14 protein-coding genes are annotated in these 14,797 nt (G+C 61.1%); 9 read left to right on the top strand and 5 right to left on the bottom strand.

What is annotated here, in order from left to right; genetic code table 11:
• Positions 1-16 precede the first annotated feature (16 nt).
• From PMM47T1_RS06420 to PMM47T1_RS06410, 3 genes are all read right to left on the bottom strand, one after another.
• On the bottom strand, positions 17-1,003 hold the full coding sequence (locus PMM47T1_RS06420; RefSeq protein WP_008366926.1) for an ABC transporter substrate-binding protein: 987 nt from the start codon (positions 1,001-1,003) through the stop codon (positions 17-19).
• A gap of 38 nt (positions 1,004-1,041) precedes the next feature.
• Positions 1,042-1,893 (bottom strand): ABC transporter ATP-binding protein, encoded by an 852-nt coding sequence (locus PMM47T1_RS06415; RefSeq protein ID WP_008366925.1) that lies wholly within the window; start codon positions 1,891-1,893, stop codon positions 1,042-1,044.
• A gap of 515 nt (positions 1,894-2,408) precedes the next feature.
• Positions 2,409-3,833 (bottom strand): aspartate ammonia-lyase, encoded by a 1,425-nt coding sequence (locus PMM47T1_RS06410; RefSeq protein WP_008366923.1) that lies wholly within the window; start codon positions 3,831-3,833, stop codon positions 2,409-2,411.
• A gap of 168 nt (positions 3,834-4,001) precedes the next feature.
• On the opposite strand from PMM47T1_RS06410, the gene PMM47T1_RS06405 reads away from it, so the two are divergent.
• The 6 genes from PMM47T1_RS06405 (at position 4,002) to PMM47T1_RS06385 (ending at position 8,082) form a co-directional block, all read left to right on the top strand.
• On the top strand, positions 4,002-4,916 hold the full coding sequence (locus PMM47T1_RS06405) for a LysR substrate-binding domain-containing protein (RefSeq protein WP_008366922.1): 915 nt from the start codon (positions 4,002-4,004) through the stop codon (positions 4,914-4,916).
• A gap of 74 nt (positions 4,917-4,990) precedes the next feature.
• A complete protein-coding gene (locus tag PMM47T1_RS30070; RefSeq protein WP_008366920.1) occupies positions 4,991-5,161 on the top strand; it encodes a hypothetical protein in 171 nt (56 codons plus the stop codon).
• 385 nt (positions 5,162-5,546) lie between these two features.
• Positions 5,547-6,038, top strand: a complete 492-nt coding sequence (gene purE, locus PMM47T1_RS06400; protein WP_008366918.1) for a 5-(carboxyamino)imidazole ribonucleotide mutase — start codon at positions 5,547-5,549, stop codon at positions 6,036-6,038.
• Between the two features lie 9 nt (positions 6,039-6,047).
• Positions 6,048-7,130: a 5-(carboxyamino)imidazole ribonucleotide synthase gene (locus PMM47T1_RS06395; RefSeq protein ID WP_008366916.1), complete on the top strand. Its 1,083-nt coding sequence runs from the start codon at positions 6,048-6,050 to the stop codon at positions 7,128-7,130.
• Positions 7,131-7,220: 90 nt separating this feature from the next.
• A complete protein-coding gene (locus tag PMM47T1_RS06390) occupies positions 7,221-7,466 on the top strand; it encodes a GlsB/YeaQ/YmgE family stress response membrane protein (protein WP_008366915.1) in 246 nt (81 codons plus the stop codon).
• Between the two features lie 76 nt (positions 7,467-7,542).
• Positions 7,543-8,082 carry a DUF3299 domain-containing protein gene (locus tag PMM47T1_RS06385; protein WP_008366913.1) on the top strand — a complete coding sequence of 180 codons (540 nt, stop codon included), beginning with the start codon at positions 7,543-7,545 and terminating at the stop codon, positions 8,080-8,082.
• Positions 8,083-8,141: 59 nt separating this feature from the next.
• Here the strand turns inward: PMM47T1_RS06385 and PMM47T1_RS06380 are convergent, their stop codons facing one another.
• The gene (locus PMM47T1_RS06380) at positions 8,142-9,041 is read right to left on the bottom strand and encodes a D-hexose-6-phosphate mutarotase (protein ID WP_008366912.1); all 900 of its coding nucleotides are present in this window, start codon (positions 9,039-9,041) and stop codon (positions 8,142-8,144) included.
• A gap of 69 nt (positions 9,042-9,110) precedes the next feature.
• Complete coding sequence (locus tag PMM47T1_RS06375) at positions 9,111-9,512, bottom strand: acyl-CoA thioesterase (RefSeq protein ID WP_008366910.1); 402 nt, start codon at positions 9,510-9,512, stop codon at positions 9,111-9,113.
• 368 nt (positions 9,513-9,880) lie between these two features.
• Between PMM47T1_RS06375 and PMM47T1_RS06370 the strand changes: the two genes are divergently transcribed.
• From PMM47T1_RS06370 to PMM47T1_RS06360, 3 genes are all read left to right on the top strand, one after another.
• On the top strand, positions 9,881-11,170 hold the full coding sequence (locus tag PMM47T1_RS06370; RefSeq protein WP_008366909.1) for an MFS transporter: 1,290 nt from the start codon (positions 9,881-9,883) through the stop codon (positions 11,168-11,170).
• A gap of 210 nt (positions 11,171-11,380) precedes the next feature.
• On the top strand, positions 11,381-12,367 hold the full coding sequence (locus tag PMM47T1_RS06365; protein WP_008366908.1) for a phosphate ABC transporter substrate-binding protein PstS: 987 nt from the start codon (positions 11,381-11,383) through the stop codon (positions 12,365-12,367).
• Between the two features lie 140 nt (positions 12,368-12,507).
• On the top strand, positions 12,508-14,793 hold the full coding sequence (locus tag PMM47T1_RS06360) for an ABC transporter permease subunit (protein ID WP_008366906.1): 2,286 nt from the start codon (positions 12,508-12,510) through the stop codon (positions 14,791-14,793).
• Positions 14,794-14,797 lie beyond the last annotated feature (4 nt).

The raw sequence follows: 14,797 nt of genomic DNA, 5'->3' as shown, positions 1-14,797 counted from the left end.
TTCTCTGTCCTGCGGCTTACTTGGCGGCCGTCGTGGTGTCGATGAATTGGTTGGTGTAGAGGTCTTCGAGCTTGGGCTCCTTGGCGACAATGCCTTCGCTCACGTAGAACTGACGGACCTTGTCCAGGCGCGCCGGGTCGATCTGGCCCAGCACGGTCTGGTGGGCGTAGACGTTGTCCACGTAGAGTGTGAAGACCTTCTCAAGCTCGGCTTCCTTGCCGGCGTAGGCGGGCACCGCCTTGGCGAAGGTGATGGCTGCGGCGTGCGGGTCCTGAATGATGTCGCGCATGCCTTGCAGGGTGGCCTGGACAATGCCGCGCACCACGTCAGGGTGGTTCTTGATGGCGTCGTCGGAGGCAAGGATGGCCTGGGCCATGCTCTCGAACACCTGATCCTGGGGAATCAGCTTCACGTTCAAGCCCGCGCTTTGGGCATCTACCACCCAGTCCGGCACGCCGGCCATGGCCTCGGCCTTCTTGGCCGAGAACAGCTGCCACACACCGGCGGGGCCGGCGGCTTGCACGTTGACGTCGTCCTTGCCCAGGCCGGCCTTGCGCAGCGAAGCCAGCAGGGCGTAATAGGTGGTGTCCGAGTAGGACATCACGGTCAGGGTCTTGCCCTTGAGATCCTGGATGGAGTTGATGTTGGCGTCGGCGTTGGTGGCGATCATGGTCACGCCGCCCGCACCCAGTACGGCCACGGCACGTACCGGAATGCCGTTGGCGCGCACCACTATCGGGGTGTCACCGATAGCGCCGCCGACCATGGCGTTACCGGCGCCGATCTGCTTGGCCACGTCGACACCGCCTTTGGCGGCGATGAACTCGACGTTCAGGTCCTTGCTGCTGTAGTAGCCCTTTTCCTTGGCAATGACCCAGGGCGCGAACGCAGGCGAGTTCGGTGGCGCCGGCAGCAGGTAGGTAACGTCGGTCTGCGCCTGAGCCAGTGCCGCCAGGCCCAGGCCAGCGGCAAGAAGGGTAGTGTTGAACAGGGACTTGAACATGCGTGCTCCAGAATCGGTTGATGGCCGTGAGGCGGTGATCAATGCAGTTCGGTGTCTTCGCCGACTTTCAGCAGTTCCATCAGGCGCCCGGCCAGCGGGCCGATTTCCGGCAGCTTGCGGCGCTCCAGCGGGTTGTTGCGGTACGGCAGGTCAACCACGATTTCCTCGACGATGGTGCCGGGGCGGGCGCTCATCACCAGCAGGCGGTCGGACATGGCGATGGCCTCCACCAGGTCGTGGGTGATGAACAGCGCAGTTTTCTTTTCCTGGTACAGCATCTGCGCCAGGTCCTGCTGCAGGATCATCTTGGTCTGGGCATCGAGGGCCGAGAATGGCTCGTCGAGGAATAGCACCTGCGGGTCGATGGCCAGGGTGCGGGCCAACGCTGCGCGCTGGCGCATGCCGCCCGACAACTGGAAGGGGTAGTGGTCGGCAAAGCCTTGCAGGTGGCAGCGGTTGAGCAGATCTTCGGCGATGACCTTGCGCTTGTCCTTGGCCATGCCCTGGATCTCCAGGCCCAGCTCCACGTTGCGGCGGATGCTGCGCCAGGGCATCAGCAGGTCCTTCTGCAGCATGAACGCCACTTTTCGCACGGGTCCGGTAACAGCCTCGCCGCCCACGAAGACTTCGCCTTCAGTAGGGCGATATAGGCCTGAACCCATGTTGAGGATGGTGCTCTTGCCACAACCGGACGGGCCGATGATGGAAACCACTTCGCCACGACGGATCTTGAAATTGACATGGCGAATGGCGAACGGCGCTTCAGACTTCCCCTTGGCCGGGAAGCACTTGCCGACCTGGCGGAACTCGATCTCGGTCGGCTCCAGGTCTTCCTTGGCAGCGGTTTGATTCCATTGCGGGGCGATTGCGTACAGCTCTTTCACAGCCATTGGGGAAGGTCTCTGGTCTGTTTTATAGGTGATACGACGTTTAGTGCATGAACAATGCCAGTTGGCCGCTATTTCTAACTGATTAGAAAAATCCTTTAATATTAATTGGTTAGGTAATGTTGATTAAAACTTGTGCGTTTTACAGGTGAAACAAAGTTTCTTATATGGCACGGATATGCACACTCATTGAGCGCACGTTGTGTAACTGCGAGAAAAGGGTGCTTTTTGAAGTAACGGTGGGAATACCGGCAAGTTGCCAGTCTGTTTTACCGGTGGAACGATAACATTGACGCTGCAAGCAACCGCTTTTTTGAGAGCGGGCTTGCCAGCGAGCTTTTGGCCCTTTAACAGCTTGTTGGGCAAGCCAGCTCGCGCAAAAGCAGGCATTTCTGAACAGGCGTCAAAAAATCCCAGACAAAAAAAAGGGCCCGCGGGGTTAAACCCGGGGCCCTCAAAAGGTGAGAGGTGTCTAGTCCCTCGACCTGGTGAGCGGTGTTACAGCATGGTGCCGAAGGTCAGGCCTTCAGAGGCACCAGGCGTGGAGCAATCATGTTCTCTGGGCGCAAGATATCTTCCAGGCTTGCCTCATCCAGCAGGCCTTCCTCGCGTACCAGTTCCAGTACGCCACGGCCTGTTTCCAGGGCAACGCGGGCGATACGGGTGGCGTTTTCGTAGCCGATGTACGGGTTCAGTGCGGTAACCAGGCCGATCGAGTGTTCGACCAGTTCGCGGCAGCGCTGTTCGTTGGCGGTGATGCCGACGATGCAATGCTCGCGCAGCATGTCCATGGCGCGCTGCAGCAGGCGGATCGAGTCGAAGATCTTGTAGGCGATCAGCGGCTCCATCACGTTCAGTTGCAGTTGGCCGCCTTCGGCTGCGATGGTCAGCGCCAGGTCGTTGCCCATGATTTCGAAGGCGCACATGTTCACGGCCTCCGGGATCACTGGGTTGACCTTGCCTGGCATGATCGAGCTGCCTGGCTGGCGAGCCGGCAGGTTGATCTCGTTGATGCCGGTGCGCGGGCCGCTGGACAGCAGACGCAGGTCGTTACAGATCTTCGACAGCTTGACCGCCGTGCGCTTGAGCATGCCGGAGAACAGCACGAAGGCGCCCATGTCGGAGGTGGCTTCGATCAGGTCGGCAGCCGGTACCAGTGGCTGGCCGCTGATGGTGGCCAGGCGTGCCACGGCCAGGGCCTGATAGCGCGGGTCGGCGTTGATGCCGGTGCCGATGGCGGTACCGCCCAGGTTCACTTCGGTGAGCAACTCCGGCGCCAGGCTGCGCAGACGGTTGAGGTCTTCGGTCAGCGTGGTGGCGAAAGCACGGAATTCCTGGCCCAGGGTCATCGGTACCGCGTCCTGAAGCTGGGTACGGCCCATCTTCAGTACGTGGGAGAATTCCTGGCCCTTGGCTGCGAACGCCTGGATCAGGCTGTCGAGGCTGGCCAACAGGGCGTCGTGGCCCAACAGCAGACCCAGGCGGATCGCGGTGGGGTAGGCGTCGTTGGTCGACTGCGCCATGTTCACGTCGTTGTTGGGGTGCAGGTATTTGTACTCGCCCTTGCTGTGGCCCATGGCCTCCAGCGCGATGTTGGCGATGACTTCGTTGGCATTCATGTTGGTTGAAGTGCCAGCGCCGCCTTGAATCATGTCCACCACGAACTGCTCGTGGAAGTCGCCGCGGATCAGCCGAGCACAGGCTTCGCTGATGGCGGCGTGCTTGGCATCGCTGAGGTGGCCCAGCTCGCGGTTGGCGTCGGCTGCGGCCTGTTTGACCATGGCCAGGCCCACGACCAGCTTGGGGTAGTGCGAGATCGGGACGCCGGAGAGACGGAAGTTGGTTACCGCCCGCAGGGTCTGGATACCGTAGTACGCTTCAGCGGGGACTTCGAGAACGCCAAGCAGGTCTTTTTCGATGCGCGGTGATGCAGCGGAGGACATGATAGAGATAATCTCAATGTGGACCCGGCATGTGCCGGAACGCTGCCAATGCTAGGCTTGTGGCCAATCGTCGGCCAATGCTGTTGCACACTGCCCTATGCATAAACGGCATAATGGGTCGTGTGACGCATCAGTCGTCCGAAACGTATGGCGCCCTGGAGGTCGCTGATGAATCTTGAGAGTAAATGGCTGGAGGACTTCAGTGCCCTGGCCGCCACACGCAGCTTTTCCCAGGCCGCCGAACGCCGCTTTGTCACGCAGCCGGCGTTCAGTCGCAGAATCCGCAGCCTTGAAGCCGCCTTGGGGTTGCAACTGGTCAACCGCTCACGCACGCCCATCGAGCTTACGGCAGCGGGGCAATTGTTCCTGGTGACCGCCCGAACCGTGGTGGAGCAGTTGGGCGAAGTGTTGCGTCATTTGCATCACTTGGAAGGCGGGCAAGGCGAAGTGATGCAGGTAGCCGCGGCCCACTCGCTGGCGCTGGGCTTCTTTCCGCACTGGATAGCCCAGTTGCGCAACGAAGGGTTGAACATCGCCACCCGCCTGGTGGCCACCAACGTTGGGGACGCCGTGCATGCGTTGCGTGAAGGCGGTTGCGACTTGATGCTGGCCTTCTATGACCCGGACGCTGCCTTGCAGATGGACTCGGAGATTTTCCCGTCGCTGCACCTGGGCCACACCGAGATGATCCCGGTGTGCGCGGCAGGCCCCGACGGCAACCCGCTGTATGACCTTGAGCACGACATCAGCTTTCCTTTATTGGGCTACAGCGCCGGCGCCTTCCTGGGGCGCTCGGTGAACCTGCTGCTGCGCCAGCGCAACCTGCGCTACACCACGGTGTACGAGACGGCCATGGCCGATAGCTTGAAAAGCATGGCCCTGGAAGGCCTGGGCATCGCTTGGGTGCCACACCTGAGCGCCAAGGCCGAACTCAAGCGCGGCGAACTGGTGGTGTGCGGCGGGCCGCAATGGCACGTGCCGCTGGAGATTCGCCTGTATAGATGTGCGCTGGTGCGCAAGGCCAACGTGCGCCTGTTGTGGCGCAAGCTGGAAGGTGGTGCGGCGGGCACCCCAGCCACGTAGCCGCTGACGCCAGGCTACGGAGTTGTGTGGGCTTTTGGGATTACCTGCATCAGGCAGGCTTTAAGGATGAATGCATGAAAGACTCGCTTTTGTTGTTGGTCACGGCCCTGGTTGTATCTTTTCTGGCTTGGGTGTTCTGGAGCCAGATGGGCCAGGAAGGTTTTGCTTTCCTCAACCTTGTTTTGATCATTTTCTTGATCACGGACAACTACCGGTTGCGCCGCCAGCTCAAACGCAACACCTGAACGTAAAACCGCGTCGTCTGCCTCGCGACTATAGTCGGCTCCTACGCCGTGCGTGGTAGGCGCCGGCCTTCTTGTGGGAGTGGGCTCTGCCCACGAAAAGCACACCGCAGTAGGTCAGAAAGCTCGCGGTGCTCTGTTCGCGGGTAGAACCCGCTCCCACATAAAACATGGTGACCGCAGAGTGTCGGGCGTTGACTTGAAAGTCAGCAAAACTGCTGTTTTTAGCGCTGATAGAAGGTCTATTTATCCACGATCTTTGCGGTATACTGCGCGGCCTTCGGTCGGTTTTACCGGCCATAATTCGTATAACAAGCCACGCCGGGTTTCCTGCGTGGCTTGTTGTTTTTTGACGCGCCTGCGGGCGCCCAAGAGAAGAGGCTCGACGATGAGTGCACTGGTTGGCGTGATCATGGGCTCCAAGTCCGATTGGTCCACCCTTAGCCACACCGCCGATATGCTGGACAAGCTCGGTATCCCGTACGAAGTCACCGTGGTTTCGGCCCACCGTACGCCCGACCTGCTGTTCCAGTATGCCGAGGAAGCGGAAAGCCGCGGAATCGAAGTGATCATCGCCGGTGCCGGTGGCGCTGCCCACCTGCCGGGCATGTGCGCGGCCAAGACCCACTTGCCTGTGCTGGGCGTGCCGGTCCAGTCCTCCATGCTTTCGGGCGTCGATTCGCTGCTGTCGATCGTGCAGATGCCAGCGGGCGTGCCAGTGGCTACCCTGGCCATCGGCAAGGCCGGCGCCATCAACGCAGCACTGCTGTCGGCCAGCATCCTGGGCGCCAAGCACCCGCAGTTCCACACCGTGCTCAAGCAATTCCGCACTGAACAGACAGACAGCGTGCTGGACAATCCAGACCCGCGTCAGGCCTGAGGCTCTTTCATGAAGATCGGTGTTATCGGTGGCGGCCAGCTGGGCCGCATGTTGGCCCTGGCGGGTACTCCGCTGGGTATGAACTTCGCTTTTCTGGACCCGGCGCCCGACGCCTGCGCCGCGCCGCTGGGCGAGCACCTGCGTGCCGACTACGGCGACCAGGACCACCTGCGCCAGCTGGCCGACGAAGTCGACCTGGTGACCTTCGAGTTCGAAAGCGTTCCGGCTGAAACCGTGGCGTTCCTTTCGCAGTTCGTGCCGGTGTACCCGAGTGCAGATGCCTTGCGCATCGCTCGCGACCGCTGGTTCGAAAAGAGCATGTTCAAGGACCTGGGCGTGCCAACGCCTACCTTTGCCGACATCCAGTCGCAAGCCGACCTGGACGCGGCCGTTGCCAGCATCGGCCTGCCCGCCGTGCTGAAAACCCGCACCTTGGGTTACGACGGCAAGGGCCAGAAGGTATTGCGCAGCCAGGCTGACGTCGAAGGTACCTTCGCCGAGCTGGGCAGCGTGCCGTGCCTGCTGGAAGGCTTTGTACCGTTCACCGGCGAAGTGTCGCTGATTGCCGTGCGTGCTCGCGATGGCGAAACCCGCTTCTACCCGCTGGTGCACAACACCCACGAAACCGGCATCCTGCGCCTGTCCGTGGCCAGCACTCACCACCCGTTGCAGGGCCTGGCTGAAGACTACGCCTCGCGCGTGCTCAAGCACCTGGACTATGTGGGCGTGCTGGCGTTCGAGTTCTTCGAAGTCGACGGCGGCCTGAAAGCCAACGAAATCGCCCCGCGCGTGCACAACTCCGGGCACTGGACCATCGAAGGCGCCGAGTGCAGCCAGTTCGAGAATCACTTGCGCGCCGTAGCCGGCCTGCCGTTGGGCTCGACCGCCAAGGTGGGCGAAAGCGCCATGCTCAACTTCATTGGTGAAGTACCGGCAGTGGACAAGGTCATCTCGATTGCCGACTGCCACCTGCATCACTATGGCAAGGCGTTCAAGGTCGGTCGCAAGGTAGGCCATGCCACCCTGCGCAGCGCCGACATGGCTACCCTGCAACAGCAGATCAAGGCCGTCGAAGCCCTGATTGGCGACTGACAGGGAACCTCGGGCCCCGGGAGCCCTCTGATGGCAGGATGCCAAAGCACGACTAGGCTTTGGCTAATGCAGTCAATCAGAGGGTTTCACATGGGCATTATCGGCACCATTTTCATCGGCCTGATCGTGGGCCTGCTCGCACGCTTCCTCAAGCCTGGCGACGACAGCATGGGCTGGATCATGACCATCCTGCTGGGTATTGCCGGCTCGCTGGCGGCTACCTACGGTGGCCAGGCGCTGGGCATCTACCAGGCTGGGCAAGGCGCCGGTTTCTTCGGTGCGCTGGTAGGCGCGATCATTCTGCTGGTGTTGTACGGCATGATCAAAAAAGACTGACATTCGCCCAACGGCCCTCTCTGCTGGCGCGCAGAGAGGGCTAGAATGCTCGACTCATTTCGTGTCGAGGCCCTTCATGCGCCGTTTTCTATTTGCCACCTTGCTGGCCCTCAGTGGCCTCGTGCATGCCGCCGAAAAGCTTCCGGAAACCGACTGGCTGTCATTGATGCCCAAGTCGGACCAGAAGGCCCTGGAGGCCATGCCGGAAATCACCCACAACACGCCCGAGGGCGATGGCAACTTCACCCACAAGGGTGGCCTGAAGCAGAGCAAGGGCCTGCCGGCGGTGATGTATTCGACCAAGACCGTGGCGGAAATGGACGGCAAGAACATTCGCATTGGCGGCTACCCGGTGCCGTTGGAAACCGATGCCAAGGGCCGCGCGACCGCGTTCTTCCTGGTGCCTTACCCGGGCGCCTGCATTCACGTGCCGCCACCGCCGCCCAACCAGATGATCCTGATCCGCTACCCCAAGGGGTTGAAACTGGACGACATCTACACGCCGCTGTGGGCGATTGGCACGTTAAAGGTCGAGAAGGTCAGCAATGACATGGCCGATGCGGCGTACGCGATGGATGCGTCGAAGGTGCGGGTGGTGGTAGAGGCTGACCTCTAACGCTCATCACGTCGAACCCGTAGCCGCTGCCACCAGGCTGCGGCTACAGTTTTGTGAGCTTAAAGCGCTTCGCTGACCAGTGTGAAGCCCAGCGTATGCTCGGCACCCGGCAGCAAAATCACCACGTCGTCCATCACGTTGGCCGTTTCGATGCACAGCATGCGCTGCCAGCCGTCGTCGGCCATGTCGCTCAGTTGCGCGGCGCGGTCGATCCAGGGGTTCCAGATGACGGCGGCATTGGAGCCGCTGCTGGTCACGCGCACACGGCGTTTCCAGGCCGGGTCGACGATGGTCAACTGTGCAGGTACCTGCTGGTAGATACGGTCGGTCTCGCCGGCAAAGCGCAGTTCGTTGGCTTGATCGCGCACCTGCCAGTCTTCCAGGGTCTCGATGTACTTCAGGCCCGCCACGCCTTCCACGTGCACATCGCGCACGTCGCTGACCGCGAAGTAGCTGTGCAGTGCCTGGCTCAGGGTGACCGGTTCGTCGCCCAGGTTGGTGCTGGTGAGGCTCACGCCCAAGTGGTCGCCCAGCACGATGCTCAGCTTCAACGCCACCTTGTGCGGCCAGCCAGGCAGCTTGCCTTCGGCCTCGGGCAGGGTGAAGTCGATGCGCAGGTTGTCGTCGGTCGCGCTGTCGATGCCGTGCAACTGCCAGTCCAGCGCCCGAACCAGGCCATGGGTGGGGGCCGGCTCGGACTTGTACATGCCCTGCACGGACTGCGGGTTGCGGGCGAAGATGCCAAACCACGGCCAGCACACCGGGACCCCGGTTCGCACCGGCGTGCCGCGCTTGAATACCGCCTGCTCATTAAGCCAGATCAGCGGCTGCTCGCCGTCGCGCTGGTAGCTGAGAATCTGCGCGCCCTGTTGGGCAACCAGCAGCTCGGCGCCGCTGTGGCTGATACGCCAGCAGTTGAGTTCATCCAGTTTGACCGACTCGACCTGGGGGGTAGACATGCGCAGTTCTCGCTTCCAATCCAATAGATATTCAGTTGACCCTGAAACAGCCGCCAAGTTTGCCGATATTCAGCGACGTGGCGGTACCGAACGAGTGCGACCGCTGCCATCAATGGCGACAAATACGAATACAGCCTCGGTGACTTTGCGCCATTCGCTGGACAGCGGATCGTCGCTCCATACCTCGACCATCATCTGGATCGAGCTGCGGCCGATTTCCAGGGTCTGGGTATAAAAAGACAATTGCGCGCCCACTGCAACCGGCACCAGGAACGCCATGCGATCAATGGCAACCGTGGCTACGCGCCCACCGGCTACCTTGCTGGCCATGGCGGTGCCGGCCAAGTCCATCTGCGCGACCAGCCAGCCACCGAATATGTCGCCGAAACCGTTGGTCTCTCGAGGTAACGCGGTTATTTGCAGGGCGAGATCGCCTTGCGGAATAGGATCTTCTTGTTCGAGTTCAATCATGCTCGGGGTGCCTCTGACCCAAAACTCTCAAATAGGGTTGGCGTAACGATAATGACGCCTCATATAAAACGATTCAGCTTCATATTACGCTGCTTTCGCCAACAGAGGCGCGCCAAGGGTAACTCTGCGAAATCGGCTAACGCATATAGCGACGTTTTCGCACAAACACCCTGCATCCAACCAGAAAATTCCTACAGACGCGCAGTATATAGGGCGGTCAGTAGAGCGACGACCGTCCGGTACCCATTTAATCGGCCGGAAAGCGCTATCCATGTGCTTTTTCGAGCAATTTGCTATCGTGCCCCACCTGCCAAGCCGCAAGCAGCCCTGGTGAGGGTTGCCGCTATGCCTATAAGAGAAGCCACATCATGACCTCCGTGCCCTCCAGTCACGCGCAACCGGCGCGTCCCTTGACCCGCAACGACTACAAGACCTTGTCGCTTTCCGCCCTGGGTGGTGCGCTGGAATTCTACGATTTCATCATTTTCGTGTTCTTTGCCACCGTGGTCGGCAAATTGTTCTTCCCCGCCGACATGCCTGAATGGCTGCGGCTGATGCAGACCTTCGGCATTTTCGCCGCCGGCTACCTGGCCCGCCCCCTGGGCGGCATTGTCATGGCGCACTTCGGCGACCTGCTGGGCCGCAAGAAAATGTTCACCTTGAGCATCTTCATGATGGCCGTGCCGACTCTGATCATGGGTTTGCTGCCGACCTATGCGCAGATCGGCCTGTGGGCACCGATTCTGTTGCTGCTGATGCGCGTTATCCAGGGGGCCGCCATTGGTGGTGAAGTGCCAGGTGCCTGGGTATTCGTGTCCGAGCACGTGCCGGCACGCCATGTGGGCTACGCGTGCGGCACGCTGACCTCGGGCCTGACCGCAGGCATCCTGCTGGGCTCGTTGGTGGCGACGCTGGTCAACAGCACCTACAGCGCGGCTGAAGTGTCGGACTACGCCTGGCGCATTCCGTTCCTGCTCGGCGGTGTATTTGGCCTGATGTCGGTGTACCTGCGCCGCTGGCTGCACGAAACCCCAGTGTTCGCCGAATTGCAGCAACGCAAGGCGCTGGCGGAGGAAATCCCCCTGCGTGCAGTATTGCGAGACCACCGTGGCGCCATCGTCGTGTCGATGCTGCTCACCTGGCTGCTGTCGGCCGGCATCGTGGTGGTTATCCTGATGACCCCCACCGTGCTGCAGACCGTCTACGGCTTCAGCCCCGCAGTGGCGCTGCAGGCCAACAGCCTGGCCATCGTGTTCCTGAGCCTGGGTTGCGTGTGCGCTGGTGCCTTGGCTGACCGCTACGGTGCCGGCCGTGTATTCGTGATTGGCAGCTTGGCCCTGCTGATTAGCTCGTGGGTGTTCTACCACAGCCTGCACGCTCATCCGGACTGGCTGTTCGCGCTGTATGCGTTGACGGGCCTGTTTGTCGGCACCATCGGCGCGGTGCCTTACGTGATGGTCAAGGCGTTCCCGGCAGCCGTGCGCTTTACCGGGCTGTCGTTCTCCTACAACCTGGCCTACGCCATATTCGGAGGCCTGACGCCGATGATTGTGACCCTGCTGCTGAAATCCGACCCGATGGGGCCGGCCTACTATGTTGCAGGGATTTGCATGATTGGCTTGCTCGTGGGCCTCTATCTCCTCGCTAAAAAGCGCTGATCACACCAGTAGCCTGGCGGCTGCGACTACAGGCCTGCGAAAAATGTTTGAAAAAGACGCTTAGGCGTCTTTTTTCATAGGGTGCTAGACATCGAAACATCCCGTAATGGCCATTCATCCTCCTGTCACAATCCATACATAGAATATTCACATGGGCTATCAATACTGGCGCCCGACCCATTCGAAAACCCCCAATTCCAGGACACGCGCATGACTTTCAAGCGTTTGATGGCGGCTATTTGCTTCGCCACCGCGAGTGCCGCCTCCGTTCATGCGGTCGCCGCCGTTGACCCCGCGATCCCCGTTTATGTGAGGACCACTGGCGTGTCGGGCAACCTGTCCAGCGTGGGCTCCGATACCTTGGCCAACCTCATGACCCTGTGGGCAGAGTCCTATAAAAAGGAATACCCCAACGTCAACATCCAGATCCAGGCCGCCGGTTCGTCCACTGCGCCGCCCGCGCTGACTGAAGGCACCGCCAACTTCGGCCCCATGAGCCGCAGGATGAAGGACGTTGAACTGCAGGCCTTCGAGCAGAAGCACGGCTACAAACCCACGGCGATTCCGGTGGCGGTGGATGCCCTGGCAGTGTTCGTGCACAAGGACAACCCCATCGAGCACCTGACCATGGAACAGGTGGACGCGATTTTTTCGGCCAACCGCCTGTGTGGCGCCAAGGCTGAGGTCAAGACCTGGGGCGACCTGGGCGTGACGGGCGAGTTGGCCGGCAAGTCGGTACAACTGTTCGGCCGCAACTCGGTGTCTGGCACCTATGGCTATTTCAAGGAAGAGGCGCTGTGCAAGGGTGACTTCAAGCCCAACGTCAATGAGCAGCCAGGTTCCGCCTCGGTGGTACAGTCCATCAGCAGTTCGCTCAATGGCATCGGTTATTCGGGCATCGGCTACAAGACCGCCAGCGTGAAAACCGTGCCCCTGGCCAGGAAGGGCACCACCAATTTCGTCGAAGACACGGAAGAAAACGCCCTTAACGGCAAGTACCCGCTGTCGCGCTTCCTGTTCCTGTACGTCAACAAGGCGCCTAACAAGCCGTTGGCACCCATGGAAGCCGAGTTTGTGAAGCTGGTGCTGTCACAATCCGGTCAGCAGATCGTGGTAAAAGATGGTTACATCCCGCTCCCAGCCAAAGTCGCGGCCAAAGCCTTGGCGGATTTGGGGCTGAGCGAAGGCTCAAAGTAAGTAGAATGCCCTGCGAGGCCCTGCCTAGAGGCCTTGCTTCGCGATTGACCCGGTATGCTGCCCAGAATGGTTGGGCGGCAGACCTTGCTGCGTCAATTCACTGTCATGTTTCTGTAATACGAGGCCGCTAGGGTGTGCGCATGAATGATCTGGCCAACTCTGCAATGACCCCCCGCAAGCCCCCGGCGCGTATTGATTTCAACACGCCGGCCCTGGTGCGCAAGCGCAAGATGCGGGCGCTCAAGGATCACCTCACCCGTTGGGGTGTGTGGGTGGGCGGGTTGGCCGTGCTGGCCGCCATTACGCTGATTTTTTTCTACCTGGCTTATGTGGTGCTGCCCCTGTTCCAGGGCGCCCAACTGACCACCAGGACCACGCTGACCCCTGCCTGGGAACAGGGCGCTGGCAAGCCGTTGATGCTTACCCTCGAAGAGCAGAACATGGTGGGCATGCGGGTTTCCGACCGTGGTCAGGCGCTGTTCTTCAGCACCAAAGACGGCACCGAGCTCAAGCGCGTCGACCTGCCGCTGCCCCCGGGTACCCGTGTCGCGTCCATTGGCGAAGACCAGCCGGGCAGTTCGCTGGTGATTCTCGGGTTGTCCAATGGTCAGGCGATGATCTTCCGCCACACCTACAAGGTGACCTACCCGGACGGCCAGAAGACCATCACGCCCACTGTCGAATTCCCCTATGGGCAGACGCCGCTGACCCTGGATGACCAGGGGCGGCCGCTGGAGCACATCAATCTCAGCGCCACTGATGACAACCTGGTGGTGGCCGGCTCCACTGGTCCGCAACTGCATGTGATTTCCCTGGCCAAAGAGGAAAACATGCTCACCGGCGAGACCACGACCACCCAGGCCGTCATCGAACTTCCGCAGATGACCGAACAGGTCAAGGCTATCTTCGTCGACCCCCGCCAGCAGTGGCTCTACGTGATCAATGGCCGGGCCCAGGCCGACGTCTTCGACCTGCGCGACAAGAGCCTCAACGGTCGCTACAAACTGCTTGAGGACGCCAACGCCGAAGTCACCGCCAGCACGCAATTGGTGGGCGGGGTCTCCCTGATCATCGGCACCTCCAAGGGCGGCCTGGGCCAGTGGTTCATGGCCCGCGACGTCGACGGCGACCCGCGCCTCACGCATATCCGCGACTTCCAGATGGGCAGTACGTCTATCGTGGACATTACCGCCGAGCAGCGCCGCAAGGGCTTCATCGCGGTGAACGCGATGGGGCAGTTGGGTGTGTTTCACAGCACCGCCCACCGTACCTTGCTGGTTGAACAAGTGGCCCAGGGCCCCGGCGTGGTGGCCTTGTCGCCGCGCGCCAACCGCATACTGGTGGAAGAGGGCGGCAAACTGTTGAAGATGGTGCTGGTCAACCCGCACCCCGAGGTGTCGTGGAGCGCGCTGTGGGACAAGGTCTGGTATGAAAACTACGACGAACCCAAGTACGTGTGGCAGTCCACGGCGGCCACCTCCGACTTCGAACCCAAGCTGAGCCTGGCGCCGCTGACCTTCGGTACCCTAAAGGCGGCGTTCTACGCCATGTTCCTGGCCGCCCCTCTGGCAGTCGCGGCAGCCATCTACACTGCCTACTTCATGGCCCCGGCCCTGCGCCGCAAGGTCAAGCCGGTGATCGAACTGATGGAGGCCATGCCCACGGTGATTCTCGGCTTCCTCGCCGGGCTGTTCCTGGCGCCGTACCTGGAAGCCCATTTGCCGGGGGTCTTCAGCCTGTTGCTGCTGACGCCGGTGGGTATTTTGTTGGCGGGTTTCGGCTGGAGCCGTCTGCCCGAGTCCATTCGCCTGCGGGTACCGGACGGTTGGGAGAGCGCCATCCTGGTACCCGTGATCCTGCTGGTGGCGTGGTTCTCGCTGTTCATGAGCCCACACCTGGAAAACTGGTTCTTCGCCGGTGACATGCGCCAGTGGATCAGCAACGACCTGAAAATCACCTATGACCAGCGCAACGCCCTGGTGGTGGGCCTGGCGATGGGCTTCGCGGTTATCCCCAACATCTATTCGATTGCCGAAGACGCGGTGTTCAGCGTGCCGCGCAGCCTGACCCTGGGCTCACTGGCGCTGGGCGCCACACCGTGGCAAACCCTGACCCGCGTGGTGCTGCTCACCGCGAGCCCGGGGATCTTCTCGGCGCTGATGATCGGCATGGGCCGCGCGGTCGGCGAAACCATGATTGTACTGATGGCTACCGGCAACACGCCGGTCATGAACATGAATCTGTTTGAAGGGATGCGCACCCTGGCCGCCAACGTGGCGGTGGAAATGCCCGAGTCGGAGGTGGGCGGCAGCCACTACCGCGTGCTGTTCCTGGCCGCGCTGGTGTTGCTGCTGTTCACGTTCGTGATGAATACCCTGGCCGAACTGATCCGCCAGCGTCTTCGCAAAAAATACTCGTCGCTTTGACAGA

It is taken from the genome of Pseudomonas sp. M47T1, assembly GCF_000263855.1.
Classification (GTDB): Bacteria; Pseudomonadota; Gammaproteobacteria; order Pseudomonadales; family Pseudomonadaceae; genus Aquipseudomonas.
The sequence above is the reverse complement of the archived record's forward strand: the minus strand, read 5'-3'. Positions and strand labels throughout refer to the sequence as shown.

Excerpts from the sequence above, each read along its gene's own strand:
- purE (WP_008366918.1), top strand. The coding sequence starts at position 5,547 with ATGAGTGCACTGGTTGGCGTGATCATGGGCTCCAAGTCCGATTGGTCC.
- PMM47T1_RS06365 (WP_008366908.1), top strand. The coding sequence starts at position 11,381 with ATGACTTTCAAGCGTTTGATGGCGGCTATTTGCTTCGCCACCGCGAGT.
- PMM47T1_RS06395 (WP_008366916.1), top strand. The coding sequence starts at position 6,048 with ATGAAGATCGGTGTTATCGGTGGCGGCCAGCTGGGCCGCATGTTGGCC.
- PMM47T1_RS06385 (WP_008366913.1), top strand. The coding sequence starts at position 7,543 with ATGCGCCGTTTTCTATTTGCCACCTTGCTGGCCCTCAGTGGCCTCGTG.
- PMM47T1_RS06370 (WP_008366909.1), top strand. The coding sequence starts at position 9,881 with ATGACCTCCGTGCCCTCCAGTCACGCGCAACCGGCGCGTCCCTTGACC.
- PMM47T1_RS06375 (WP_008366910.1), bottom strand. The coding sequence starts at position 9,512 with ATGATTGAACTCGAACAAGAAGATCCTATTCCGCAAGGCGATCTCGCC.
- PMM47T1_RS06420 (WP_008366926.1), bottom strand. The coding sequence starts at position 1,003 with ATGTTCAAGTCCCTGTTCAACACTACCCTTCTTGCCGCTGGCCTGGGC.
- PMM47T1_RS06415 (WP_008366925.1), bottom strand. The coding sequence starts at position 1,893 with ATGGCTGTGAAAGAGCTGTACGCAATCGCCCCGCAATGGAATCAAACC.
- PMM47T1_RS06380 (WP_008366912.1), bottom strand. The coding sequence starts at position 9,041 with ATGTCTACCCCCCAGGTCGAGTCGGTCAAACTGGATGAACTCAACTGC.
- PMM47T1_RS06360 (WP_008366906.1), top strand. The coding sequence starts at position 12,508 with ATGAATGATCTGGCCAACTCTGCAATGACCCCCCGCAAGCCCCCGGCG.
- PMM47T1_RS06410 (WP_008366923.1), bottom strand. The coding sequence starts at position 3,833 with ATGTCCTCCGCTGCATCACCGCGCATCGAAAAAGACCTGCTTGGCGTT.
- PMM47T1_RS06390 (WP_008366915.1), top strand. The coding sequence starts at position 7,221 with ATGGGCATTATCGGCACCATTTTCATCGGCCTGATCGTGGGCCTGCTC.
- PMM47T1_RS30070 (WP_008366920.1), top strand. The coding sequence starts at position 4,991 with ATGAAAGACTCGCTTTTGTTGTTGGTCACGGCCCTGGTTGTATCTTTT.
- PMM47T1_RS06405 (WP_008366922.1), top strand. The coding sequence starts at position 4,002 with ATGAATCTTGAGAGTAAATGGCTGGAGGACTTCAGTGCCCTGGCCGCC.